10 protein-coding genes and 1 other annotated feature are annotated in these 12,763 nt (G+C 40.0%); of the genes, 5 read left to right on the forward strand and 5 right to left on the reverse strand.

All coding sequences use genetic code 11. The annotated features are described in order from the left end of the window. A partial coding sequence (locus tag V7659_RS08970; protein WP_335539542.1) for a cation:dicarboxylate symporter family transporter occupies positions 1 to 613 on the forward strand: 613 nt, incomplete at its 5' end. Positions 614 to 700: 87 nt separating this feature from the next. Here V7659_RS08970 and V7659_RS08975 read toward each other — a convergent pair. Both V7659_RS08975 and tyrS read right to left on the reverse strand, forming a co-directional pair. After that, complete coding sequence (locus tag V7659_RS08975; RefSeq protein ID WP_335452911.1) at positions 701 to 889, reverse strand: DUF6954 family protein; 189 nt, start codon at positions 887 to 889, stop codon at positions 701 to 703. Positions 890 to 1,253: 364 nt separating this feature from the next. Then, positions 1,254 to 2,507, reverse strand: coding sequence for a tyrosine--tRNA ligase (gene tyrS, locus V7659_RS08980; protein ID WP_335452908.1), 1,254 nt, complete (start codon positions 2,505 to 2,507; stop codon positions 1,254 to 1,256). A 47-nt stretch (positions 2,508 to 2,554) separates the two neighbouring features. Continuing rightward, positions 2,555 to 2,774: a binding site (T-box leader), on the reverse strand. Positions 2,775 to 2,920: 146 nt separating this feature from the next. Here tyrS and V7659_RS08985 point away from each other — a divergent pair. Next, a complete protein-coding gene (locus tag V7659_RS08985; RefSeq protein ID WP_335452905.1) occupies positions 2,921 to 5,746 on the forward strand; it encodes a transglycosylase domain-containing protein in 2,826 nt (941 codons plus the stop codon). Between the two features lie 376 nt (positions 5,747 to 6,122). On the opposite strand, the gene acsA is transcribed toward V7659_RS08985, so the two are convergent. Further along, on the reverse strand, positions 6,123 to 7,841 hold the full coding sequence (gene acsA / locus V7659_RS08990) for an acetate--CoA ligase (protein WP_335539544.1): 1,719 nt from the start codon (positions 7,839 to 7,841) through the stop codon (positions 6,123 to 6,125). A gap of 152 nt (positions 7,842 to 7,993) precedes the next feature. On the opposite strand from acsA, the gene V7659_RS08995 reads away from it, so the two are divergent. The 3 genes from V7659_RS08995 to V7659_RS09005 are packed head-to-tail and all read left to right on the forward strand — an operon-like array spanning position 7,994 to position 10,489. Further along, the gene (locus tag V7659_RS08995) at positions 7,994 to 8,626 is read left to right on the forward strand and encodes a GNAT family N-acetyltransferase (RefSeq protein WP_335452899.1); all 633 of its coding nucleotides are present in this window, start codon (positions 7,994 to 7,996) and stop codon (positions 8,624 to 8,626) included. A gap of 46 nt (positions 8,627 to 8,672) precedes the next feature. Then, positions 8,673 to 9,320, forward strand: a complete 648-nt coding sequence (locus V7659_RS09000; RefSeq protein ID WP_335452896.1) for an acetoin utilization AcuB family protein — start codon at positions 8,673 to 8,675, stop codon at positions 9,318 to 9,320. Beyond that, entirely contained in the window at positions 9,317 to 10,489 is a 1,173-nt protein-coding gene (locus tag V7659_RS09005) for an acetoin utilization protein AcuC (RefSeq protein WP_335452892.1), read from the forward strand. The genes V7659_RS09000 and V7659_RS09005 overlap by 4 nt, the downstream gene beginning before the upstream one ends. Positions 10,490 to 10,531: 42 nt before the next feature. Here the strand turns inward: V7659_RS09005 and ccpA are convergent, their stop codons facing one another. Further along, positions 10,532 to 11,530, reverse strand: a complete 999-nt coding sequence (ccpA, locus tag V7659_RS09010; protein WP_335452889.1) for a catabolite control protein A — start codon at positions 11,528 to 11,530, stop codon at positions 10,532 to 10,534. A gap of 247 nt (positions 11,531 to 11,777) precedes the next feature. Further along, positions 11,778 to 12,763 (reverse strand): bifunctional 3-deoxy-7-phosphoheptulonate synthase/chorismate mutase (locus V7659_RS09015; RefSeq protein WP_335539546.1); only part of this gene is annotated, 986 nt, incomplete at its 5' end.

Genomic DNA, 12,763 nt, shown 5'->3' on the forward strand with positions numbered 1-12,763 from the left:
TGGGTTGGAATCATTAATTCCACTCGGAAAATTGGTTATGACCGTTTATGGCGCAATGATATTCTTTATTATTGTCATCCTGGGCATCGTTGCGAAAATAGCCGGCTATAATATTTTTAAGCTATTAGCTTACTTAAAAGACGAATTAATTTTAGGGTATTCCACAGCAAGTTCGGAAACCGTCCTTCCGAAAATCATGGAAAAAATGGAGCGTATTGGCTGTCCGAAAGGGATTACTTCATTCGTGATTCCGACTGGCTATTCATTTAATCTCGATGGTTCAACCTTGTACCAGGCGATTGCAGCACTGTTCATCGCGCAAATGTATGGCATTCATATGAGCATTGGACAACAGATTACATTAGTCCTTATTTTAATGATTACCTCAAAAGGGATTGCAGGTGTCCCTGGTGTTTCAATTGTCGTCCTGCTTTCAACCTTAGGAAGTGTCGGTATTCCAGTTGAGGGCTTGGCGTTTATATTAGGCGTAGACAGGCTGCTGGATATGGCACGTACATGTGTAAACATTGTTGGTAACTCACTAGCTGCTATTGTTATCACAAAATGGGAAGGTCATAAAGTCAAAGAACACATCGAAGAACAAGCTGCATAAGCTTGTCATATTGGAAAAGGCACAACTAGTGATTAATAGCTAGTTGTGCCTTTCTGTTTTTTATAGATGTTGGTACCGGGGCTTTTTCTATCTTCGATTAACTCTTTTGATCGATTTTCGATATAAAATGCCAAGAATGATATAGATAATGACCACGATAGCTGCAGTCCAAAGTCTTTCTTGTAAAACTCCGTCTGTGAATAACACAGGACCTAATCCGAAAAATGTAACTAATGCGATGAGAATGATAAATATAAAGTGCAATAAAAATTTCACTTGATTCACCCCCGGAATGCTCTTTCCTTTGTATATTAGACGAATGTATTTAACACCTTGTTACAGGGATTTAGTTATAAGCAAAAAAAGGGCTTTGATTACTCCAAAGCCCTTTCAGACTGTCGACAAACCCGAAGGATTTCGGGTTTTAAATCGACAGTCTTTTTTGTTTGGCTAATTAAACTAGTCTGTTGATTTCCGTTCCAGGCGGCTTCGCTTTCCGCGGGCGGTTCGGGGAGCCTCCTCGACGCTTTCAGCGCCTGCGGGGTCTCCCCTGTCCCGTACTCCCGCAGGAGTCTTCGCCGCCTTCCACTCCAATCAACAGGGTGCCAAAATCAACAATAAGTAGCTGCTTTAACATAGCCTAATAATTAATTAATGTATATTTCTTTTTACCTCGTCTAATAATCGTAAACTGTCCTTCAATCCTATCTGTCTCCGCTAGAGCATAAGTTGCATCAGTGATTTTTTGGCCATTAACTGTGACGGCACCATTTGTGATGTCTTCGCGTGCTTGACGCTTGGATGGGGAAATTTTCGCCGCAACTAAAAGATCGACCAAATTCTCCTCATTTTGTGAAGTATATGCTGGTACATCTTTAAAGCCCTGCGAAATTTCCGCAGCTGAAAGACTGCTTACATCCCCGCTAAATAAAGCTTGAGAAATTTTGATCGCCTGTTGTAAAGAATTCTCTCCATGTATTAATCGAGTCATTTCTTCCGCTAATACCTTTTGTGCTTTACGAAGATGAGGCTCTTCCTGAACAGCTTTTTCTAATTGTTCAATTTCCTCGTGCGAAAGGAATGTAAAAATCTTTAAGTATTTAACAACATCGGCATCAGCTGTATTAATCCAGAACTGGTAGAACTCATAAGGTGTTGTTTTTTCAGGATCTAACCAAATCGCACCGCTTTCCGTTTTCCCAAACTTTGTTCCGTCTGCTTTGGTCACAAGTGGAATCGTTAACCCATATGCCTTCGAGCCTTCTGGCTGAACTTTACGAATTAATTCCAACCCTGAAGTGATATTCCCCCACTGGTCACTTCCTCCGATTTGCAATCTACAATTGTGATGCTCATATAAATGAAGGAAATCCATCGCTTGTAAAATGGTGTACGTGAATTCTGTGAATGAAATACCTGTCTCAAGACGGTTGGCAATAGTGTCTTTTGCAAGCATATAATTCACGCCTATATGTTTACCAATATCACGCAAGAAGGTAACGACATCCATAGAGCCTGCCCAATCATAGTTATTAACCATGATAGCCCCATTTTCGCCTTCAAATTGGAAAATAGATTCAAGCTGTTTCTTAATACCCGCTACGTTATCTTGAACAGTTTCAAGAGTTTGCAGCTTTCGTTCTTCGCTTTTTCCACTTGGATCGCCAATTAAGCCTGTTGCTCCGCCAACTAATACAATCGGACGGTGTCCGTGCTGTTGAAATCTTCTTAGTGTCAAGAACGGCAGTAAATGGCCGATGTGCATACTATCTGCGGTTGGATCGACACCGCAATATAAGGAAATTGGCTCCTTACTTATTGTATCCTTCAAACCTTCTTCATCGGTTTGCTGGTAGATAATCCCTCTCCATGCTAAATCTTGTAACAATTCCATAAATATTTCCTCCAATTTTGTAAAAAATAAAAACGCCCCTGCATAAATGCAGGGACGTAAAAATTACGCGGTACCACCCAGCTTGAGGAAAATTCCTCCAACTCAAAAAATTAACGGTTAAGACCGTTCTCCACTACTAGCAATCAATTTTCACAGAGAAAGCTCCAGGACGTAATTCATTCTTCTATATGTATCAGCTTGCACCACCGCTGACTCTCTTCAAACAGGGATAGAAGAACTACAGTTGGTTCCCTTCACAGCATACTTATTAAATTAATGTATAGCTTTTTTTACCATAATTATAGTTCCTTGTCAAACATAACTGGAAATTTCAGATAAATGTAGAACTTTGTCAGTTTTTATACCATTGATATGCTATAATGTATGTGATTTTAGATGAGGTGATACTATAGATGGTTGAAACATTACAAGCATGGATCGAAAAAGCAAAATCCGTACTGAACATATTTACCCATAGAAAAACGGTTAAAAGTGCACGAATCACATATCAAGTCGTTTGGAATCTGTTTCTCCTTGTATTAACAGTGGTAATTCTAGGTGGATCATTTGCTACAGGTGTCGGTGCTGGTTATTTTGCCTCACTTGTTAAAGATGAACCTGTCCGCTCCTATGATAGCATGAAAAAGGATATTTATAACTACACAGAAACCTCTGAGTTATATTTTGCCGATAATAAATATCTTGGAAAACTCCGTACAGATTTAGAACGGGAAGAAGTAAAACTAGACGATGTATCCGATTATTTGGTAAACGCAGTTGTTGCAACCGAAGACGAATACTTCTACAAACATAAAGGTGTCGTACCAAAAGCCGTATTTCGGGCTGTCTTCCAAGAAGTAACAAATTCCGCGGTTCAATCCGGCGGCAGTACACTAACACAGCAATTAATAAAAAATCAGATTTTAACTAATGAAGTTTCATTTCAAAGGAAAGCGAGTGAAATTTTACTTGCCCTTCGTTTAGAGAAATTTTTTGATAAAAAAGAAATTTTGGAAGCCTATTTGAACGTTTCTACGTTAGGGAGAAATTCGTCTGGACGAAATATTGCTGGTGTTCAAGCAGCAGCAAAAGGAATTTTTGGTAAAAAGGCAAGTGATTTAACACTACCCCAAGCAGCCTTCATTGCCGGATTGCCTCAAAGCCCATTCGGATATACGCCTTTTACACGAGAAGGTACGATAAAAGAACCAAAATATCTTGAACCAGGTCTTACACGGATGAAAACAGTCCTAAAGAGAATGTTTGACGGTGGTTATATTACCCAAAAGCAATATGCTGAGGCTTCTGCCTACGATATAAAAAAGGATTTTATTAAGCCAGTTGCCAACCCACTCGAGAAATATCCTTGGCTAACGGTCGAAATTGAAAAGCGTTCGATTGAAGTTTTGACTACTGTCTTAGCAAAAGATGATGGAATTTCAGAAAAACAGTTAAAAAATGATGATAATCTAGCTTATAAATATCAAATCTTGGCTAGAAATGCTTTACGTCAGAATGGATACCAGATCCATTCGACAATTGACAAAAAAATCTATGATGCCATGCAGAAGGTAAAAGATAATTATCAATATTATGGACCTGATAAACCTCAGGAAAAAAAGGATCCTGAAACTGGTGAAGTTAAAACGGTTATGGAACCCGCCGAGGTTGGGGCAGAATTGATTGAAAACAAAACTGGAAAGATTATCAGTTTTGTGGCTGGAAGAAATTATGATGATCAACAGCTTAATCACGCAACCAATGCGATTAGACAAAACGGCTCCACAATGAAACCGCTTCTAGTGTATGCACCAGCGATTGAGTTAGGAAAAGCAGCTCCAGGCACGCCGCTGCCAAACGTAGCGTTAAGTCTAAATCCCGGCAGTAGTGCACCTTGGCCGCAAAACTACGATTATCGATACAGTGGACTGGTTTCAGCGAGATATGCCCTGGCGAAATCCTATAATGTTCCAGCTGTTAAACTTTACAAGAGTATCGTTGATCAGCGTCCTGCCAAGTATCTTGAAAAAATGGGATTTACCTCTTTAAGAAAAGACGATTATACAAATCTAGCTACTTCGATTGGCTCAATGACAAACGGGGTAACAATTGAAGAAAATACCAATGCATTCAGCACCTTTGCTAATGATGGAAAATTTGTTGATGCCTATATGATTGATAAAATTGTTGATAAAAACGGCAAGGTCATCTATCAGCATAAAGTAACACCTGTTAAAGTCTTTAAACCGCAAACAGCTTATTTAACCATTGATATGATGCGAGACGTTGTTAAGATGGGGACGGCTGCAGGTGTTAGAAGCCAATTAAACTTTAGCAGCGACTGGGCAGGGAAAACAGGGACAGGAAATCAATATATTGACTCCTGGTTTGTTGCTTCAAACCCTAATGTCACCTTTGGTCTTTGGAGAGGATATGATACACCAAAATCGCTCCAGACATCTGGAATGTCTTATAGTGCACGGACCAATAACTTATGGGCAAAGTTAATGAACGCTGCCTATAAAATTAGGCCAGATTTAATTGATCCAGACAAGTCATTTAAAATGCCAAAAGGAATCGTGAAACGCTCCTATTGTGCTGTTTCAGGAATGCTTCCTTCTGAAGCTTGTTCAAAAGCAGGCTTAATCGAAAGTGATTACTTTAATGTCAATAATGTACCTACAAAAGTAGACGATAGCTTAATTGAAGCAAACTATGTCACGGTAGGTGACAAAAAATATTTAGCCTTAGATTCTACACCAAAAGAGTTTTCCCAATTTGGTCTCGTCTTAAATCCTGATTTTATTAAGCGGATTGTTGGAAGTAACTTCCACAATTATAGTCAACTTATTCCACAGAAGGATCGTTGGGGAAAAATTCTTGTTTCAACCGCAAGAATGTCCGATAACGGAAAGAACCCTGCCAGTGTTAGCGTAAAAGCAAAAGGAAATACCTTATCATGGTCAACCTCAGGGGATAAGGATGTTGTTGGTTATCGCATCTATCAAGGTGGGGTAAGCGCTAAAAAAGTAGGCAGTGTAGTCAATGGTTCTAAGCGGTCATTTAAAGTAGGGACCGGATCTTTCTATGTAACAGCAGTTGATATTGCCGGTAAGGAGTCTGCTCCATCGAATTTAGTCGATGCAGGTGTGATCATACCAACGGATCCAACTAATCCTGTCGTACCGAATGACCCTAACGTTCCAACTCAGCCAACAGATCCAAAAATAACCCCGTAAATCCATAACCCGCATCGAAATAGATTGTTTCGGTGCGGGTTTCTTTATTTTTATTTAGTAGAACAAAAATATTTGTAAGTGTGATCCAATTCAGTTACCAAATATGTAAAAAATGAGTCTGAAGACGGTAATTTTTCTGCAACTTTTGAATTTATCTGCCGCTTTCACAACTTTATCGGCCACTTTTGATTTTTATCTGCCACTTTGACAATTTATCGGCCACTTTTTAAATTTATCAGCCACTTTGACTACTTTATCGGCCACTTCTCTTTTTTAACCCAAACACTTATCAAAATACTCTACTAAATAAACGCAAAAAAGCCAGACGTATAGTCTGGCTCAAGTCAAGTTTATTCCCTCAATAAAAAATGTCTTTTTAATCTTCCATCGTAGAAAGGTCACCAGTTGGAAGGTTTAATTCCCATGCCTTTAGTACCCGTCTCATAATCTTACCGCTTCTTGTTTTCGGCAGTTTATCACGGAAATCGATTTCACGTGGAGCTGCGTGGGCGGCCAGTCCTTTTTTGACAAATTGGCGGATTTCTTCTTTAAGTTCATCCGTTGCCGAGTACCCGTCCCTCAGTGCAATGAACGCCTTAATGATTTCCCCGCGAACTGGGTCTGGTTTCCCGATGACACCTGCTTCAGCAACGGCAGGATGTTCGACAAGCTTACTTTCTACTTCAAACGGTCCCACGCGCTCTCCTGAAGTCATAATGACATCATCCACACGTCCTTGGAACCAGAAATAGCCATCTTCGTCCATGTACGCTGAATCGCCTGAGACATACCAGTCACCTGGCATAAAGTAAGATTCATACTTTTCAGGATTATTCCAAATCGTATGCATCATGGAAGGCCAGCCTTTTTTAATCGCTAGGTTCCCCATTCGATATGGAGGCAGCTCGATTCCTTGATTATCAACAATCGCTGCTTGTACACCTGGAATTGGTTTACCCATTGAACCAGGCTTAATCTCCATACAAGGATAATTACTAATCAGTTGCGCACCAGTTTCTGTCATCCACCAGTTATCATGAATGCGCTTGTTGAATACTTTTGCCCCCCATTTAACTACCTCTGGGTTTAAAGGCTCCCCAACACTTAGGACGTGACGAAGGCTGCTTAGGTTAAATTTCTTAACCAACTCATCACCTGCACCCATTAACATCCGGAAAGCCGTTGGTGCACTGTACCAGACTGTTACCCCAAAGTCTTCAATCATTTGATACCAGGCTTCCGGACTAAAACGCCCGCCTACAATCACATTCGATGTTCCAGTTAGCCATGGCCCAAAGATTCCGTAAGTTGTGCCTGTTACCCAGCCTGGGTCTGCCGTACACCAGTAAACGTCGTCTTCTTTTAAATCGAGCACCCATTTTGCTGTTTGATAATGCTGAATCATGGCATTATGTACATGCAGTACGCCCTTTGGTTTCCCAGTTGACCCAGATGTATAATGCAGGATGAGACCATCGGTTCTATCTACCCATTCAATTTGAAGATCTTTACTTGCAGATTCAAACTTTTTCAGAAAGTCAATATATGGTCCTTGTTCATCTACATTGCTGCCAATAAGGAAAATAGATTTAAGTGCTGGCAGCTCTTGAACAGGTACACGTTCCAACAGTTCAGGCGTGGTAACTAAAACTTTCGCCTCACTGTCTTCCAAGCGATCCCTGACAGCCCCTTCCATGAATGCTTCAAATAAAGGACCAACAATCGCACCAAGTTTGATGGCACCCAATACCGTAAAATAAAGTTCAGGAGAGCGCGGCATAAAAATAAAGACACGGTCGCCTTTATCGACATCCCCGAATGTTTTTAACACATTACCCGCTTTGTTTGATAGTTCTTTCATTTCCTTAAAAGTATACTTTTCATTTCTAGAACCATCTCGATAATAAAGGGCTACTTTATTTTTCCGGAAGGTTTTCGCGTGACGGTCGATGGCCTCGTAAGCCATGTTGACAAGACCCGTTTCATTCCATGTAAATTCCTTTTCGGTTTCCTTCCAATCAAAGTCCCTATACTTTTCTTGATAATTTACTAGATTATGATCCCCTTGTACGACTGGTAACGCTTCCACTTTCATTCAATCTCCCCCTTTGACCCTATTTTAAAATTACTATAGTACAAATATATACNNGTTTATAAGACAGAAAATTTTGTGAAGTTACTTATCAATGATAGATTTTATGTATAATAGAATTAATATGGAATGATTTTCCCAAGGTAGGTGACCGTATGGAACACAAAAAGACATACAATGCCAAACAATTAAAAACACCTCATGGTTCTATTATTGTTGAAGGACCTATTACTGCAGATAAACTAGCAAGCTTCGATTTCCATGAAGACCTTATTGCCTTTCGCCAGCCCACGCAGCAGCATCAGGCTTTAATTGGAATAGCAAACCTTCCAGAAGGCAGAATTATTATTGCCAGACATCTAAATACCATTGTGGGTTATGTAACCTTTCTATACCCTGATCCGCTTGAACGATGGTCAGAGGGCAAAATTGAAAATTTAATCGAATTAGGTGCAATCGAAGTCATTCCAAAATATAGAGGCTGTTCTGTTGGTAAAAATCTTCTTATTGTCGGCATGATGGATGATGCGATGGAAGATTACCTCATCATCACGACTGAGTACTATTGGCACTGGGATTTAAAAGGCACCAAACTGAATGTGTGGGAGTACCGAAAGATCATGGAAAAGATGATGAATGCTGGCGGTCTTGAATGGTATGCAACCGATGATCCCGAAATTTGCTCGCACCCAGCCAACTGTCTTATGGCTCGGGTGGGGAAAAGAATCGATCGAGAAACCATCCAAAAATTTGACCGCCTCAGATTTATGAACCGGTTTATGTACTAACTTAATCTTTGTTCATGATAAATGCTTAGCTAAGGAGGATGTTCCAATGATAATAGAACAAATCATGAAAACAGATGTCGTCACACTTCTTCCGACAGATACAATTGCGGATGCCATTCAATTAATGGAATCAAGAAAAATACGCCATATCCCCATTATCAACGAAGAAAAACATTTAGTGGGCCTTGTCACAGTGGCAATAATCCATGAAGCAACGCCATCTATTTTCCATGCGAATGAGCATCCAGAAGATATGAAAAAACCACTTAACGCAATTATGGAGCAAAACGTTATTATCGGGCATCCCTTAGATTTTGTAGAAGAAGTAGCTGGTGTTTTTTATGAGCATAAAATCAGTTGTCTTCCCATCATAAATAACCAAGAATTGGTTGGAATCGTGACTGAAACAGATTTACTCCGTACAATGGTGGAATTAACGGGTGCCCATCAGCCAGGTTCTCAAATTGAGATCAAGGTCCCTAATCTTGCCGGTAAACTTAGTGAAATAACCACTGTGATTAAGAATCGAAATGCAAATATTCTGAGTGTCCTCGTCTATCCTGATAAGTTGGATGATCAGTACAAAATACTTGTGATTAGATTACAGACAATGAATCCCACTGTGTTGATTCAAGATCTCAAACAGGCAGGTTTTCATGTGCTTTGGCCTAATCTTCCGGGGATTTCAATATGAGTGATAAGTGTTCCTTCGTATTCTCAGATGAGCTGCTGAAATATAAATTCAGCAATCACCATCCTTTTGACCAATTTCGGCTTAAATTAACAGTGGACTTATTAGAAAAGATGAATGCGCTTCATTCAGAAAGTGTCATCCCCCCAAGAATAGCCTCTGATGAAGAGTTAGCCTTAATTCACGACCTGAGTTACATAGAAGCAGTCAAAAAGGCAGGCAATGGTCAATTGTCTCAAGATATAGCAGAAAACTATGGTCTCGGTACAGAAGATACCCCTATATTCCCTAACATGCATGAAGCGAGCGCCCTACTTGTTGGAGGGACACTAACAGCTGTCGATCAAGTTATGACTGGTAAGGCTCAGCATGCTCTTCATTTAGGCGGTGGATTACATCACGGATTCAGGGGAAAAGCGTCAGGATTTTGCGTATATAATGACAGTTCGGTCGCCATCAAATATTTACAGGAAAAATATAATGCTCGTGTTTTATACGTGGACACAGATGCTCATCATGGGGACGGCGTTCAATGGTCCTTCTACGATGATCCAAAGGTATGCACACTGTCCATTCATGAGACAGGAAGATATTTATTCCCTGGCACAGGCAATGTGAATGAACGCGGACAAGGAGTGGGCTATGGTTATTCATTTAACATACCCGTTGATGCTTTTACCGAAGATGAATCTTGGCTCTACGCCTATACACATGCCCTTAGAGAAGTAGCTGATTTTTTTAGACCCGATGTGATTCTTACCCAAAACGGTGCAGATTCCCATTATTTAGATCCATTAACACATCTTTCTTCAACCATGAAAACTTATCGTGAAATACCTAGATTAGCCCATGAAATCGCCCATCAATATTGTAAGGGAAAGTGGATTGCGGTTGGGGGCGGCGGTTATGATATCTGGCGGGTGGTGCCAAGAGCGTGGGCTCTAATTTGGCTTGAGATGACTGAAAACTCAAATTGTTATGGCAGTTTACCGCAAGAATGGCTAGATGCTTGGCAAAAAGAATCTCCGGTAGGATTACCAAAGGAATGGGACGATCCAGAAAATTTATATACACCCATCCCAAGAAAAGCAGAGATTACCGAAAAGAATCTATTAACCCTTGAAAAAGCACTCTACCCGATTCGAAGCCAGCAAAAAAGTGAGTCTATATAAAAAAAGATGGGTTGACCACATTTGGTCAACCCATTTTTCAAATTATTTTGTGGAACGACGGTGTTCAATTCGATGTGGAAGAACCACAATTTGGTCTGACACCTTTTCTTTGTTCATTAATTTGGTTAATAGTCGCATCGCAACCGCACCAATATCATATAACGGCTGAACGATGGTTGTTAATTGCGGACGCACCATTAGTGACAGCCTTGTATTATCAGATGTGATTACTTCAAAATCCTCAGGGATTTTATATCCTTTGTCCTCTGCACCGTGCACAACTCCAAGAGCCATTTCATCAGAACCAACCAAAATCGCCGTAGGTCTAGCAGATACTTCCAGGAGTCTTTCGATTGCTTCAATTCCAGAGTCGTAGGTATAATCGCCTTCCACAATAAGTTCCTCATTATAAGCAATACCAGATTCTTGTAATGCCCTTTGATACCCTCTCAGTTTCTTGATTGTATTCTTCGGCTCATGAAGTGGACCCACGACAAAGGCAATATTCTTATGACCTTTTTCGATAAATTCCCTGATGGAATCATATACCGCTTCCTCATAATCAATATTCACGGAAGGGATCGTGTTCGATTCTTCAATCGAACCCGCAAGCACAATCGGTACAGGTGATTTTTCAAATTCTTCGACATGGTCTGCAGTAATATTGCCACCCATGAATACTAGCCCGTCTACTTGTTTGCCAAGCATTGTATTGAGCAAATGTAATTCCTTATCTTTGTTTTGATCTGAATTGCTTAAAATGATGTTGTACTTATACATCGTGGCAATATCTTCAATCCCGCGAGCCAATTCTGCAAAGAAGATATTTGAGATATCAGGAATAATTACCCCGACAGTTGTTGTTTTTTTACTAGCCAATCCTCTTGCCACAGCATTAGGACGATAGCCTAGTCTTTCAATTACCTCTAACACTTTTTTCCTTGTTACCGGTTTAACGTTCGGATTTCCGTTTACTACACGGGAAACCGTAGCCATCGATACGTTTGCTTCTCTTGCGACATCATAAATTGTAATATTCACCTAAAATACACTCTCCTAGAACGATCATCGTTTTCATTATTTTACATCAGGTTGTATAAACTTAATCATTAGTTTTTTGTTTTTGTTTGTGAGAACGTAAACAATCTTTAATATGTACTTAATGATACGATAATAAGGGAAAAGCCGCAATTGCATTTGTCAACATTTTCTGCAAAAATACTAAATATTATCAAAAAAACCTTCTGCAATGAAAATGCAGAAGGTTTTTAATACTATTTACTTCCAATTAAAGCCGAACATAGTTGGATGCAAGCAGTTCATTATAAAATTTATCAAACTGATTAAGATCCATTTGCTGCTTTTGATCGGAAAGTGCTACAGCCGGATCTGGATGTACCTCAGCCATCACACCATCTGCACCAATTGCAATAGCAGCTTTTGCACATGGTAATAACAGGTCTCTTCTACCTGTAGAATGAGTTACATCAACCATGACAGGTAAATGTGTTTCTTGCTTTAAAATCGGTACCGCTGAAATATCAAGAGTGTTTCTTGTGGCGCGTTCGTAAGTTCTAATGCCTCGCTCACAAAGAATGATTTGACTGTTCCCTTGTGACGCAATGTACTCGGCAGCATTAATAAATTCTTCGATTGTTGCAGCAATCCCTCTTTTTAACAATACAGGTTTATTTACGGAACCTGCCGCTTTTAACAATTCAAAGTTCTGCATATTACGTGCCCCAATTTGAATGACATCGATATAATCAATCGCCATTTCAATATCCACAGGATTGACAATTTCACTGATTACTGCCATATCGAATTCCTTAGCAACACGTTTCAGGATTTTTAAGCCTTCTACCCCTAACCCTTGGAAATCGTAAGGAGAAGTCCTTGGCTTATAAGCACCTCCACGAAGAAGCTTTAAGCCTTTTTCTTGCATGGATTTCGCTACAGTTGCCACTTGTTCATAGGATTCAACAGCACACGGTCCAAATACGAAGTGTGGCTTTCCATCGCCAATATTTTCACCTTTTAATGTAACAATGGTATCTTCTGGCTGTCTTTTTCTAGAGACAAGCAACGCCTTACTATGGTCATCCTGTTGGAGGTCAAGACCTGCTTTAAAAATCTCTTTAAAAAGATGATCAATCGTCGAATTTTCAAAAGGACCATCATTATGCTCTTTTATTTTATCTAGCATCTTTCTTTCCCGCACTGGGTCGTAACGGTATACACCTTGGTTTTCTTTCACCCGGCCAATATCCTGAA

The sequence above is a fragment of the Neobacillus drentensis genome (assembly GCF_036966985.1).
Lineage (GTDB): Bacteria > Bacillota > Bacilli > Bacillales > Cytobacillaceae > Neobacillus > Neobacillus drentensis_E.

Coding starts and splice junctions, on each gene's coding strand:
- V7659_RS08985 (WP_335452905.1), top strand. CDS start 2,921: ATGGTTGAAACATTACAAGCATGGATCGAAAAAGCAAAATCCGTACTG.
- tyrS (WP_335452908.1), bottom strand. CDS start 2,507: ATGGAATTGTTACAAGATTTAGCATGGAGAGGGATTATCTACCAGCAA.
- V7659_RS09005 (WP_335452892.1), top strand. CDS start 9,317: ATGAGTGATAAGTGTTCCTTCGTATTCTCAGATGAGCTGCTGAAATAT.
- V7659_RS08995 (WP_335452899.1), top strand. CDS start 7,994: ATGGAACACAAAAAGACATACAATGCCAAACAATTAAAAACACCTCAT.
- V7659_RS09000 (WP_335452896.1), top strand. CDS start 8,673: ATGATAATAGAACAAATCATGAAAACAGATGTCGTCACACTTCTTCCG.
- acsA (WP_335539544.1), bottom strand. CDS start 7,841: ATGAAAGTGGAAGCGTTACCAGTCGTACAAGGGGATCATAATCTAGTA.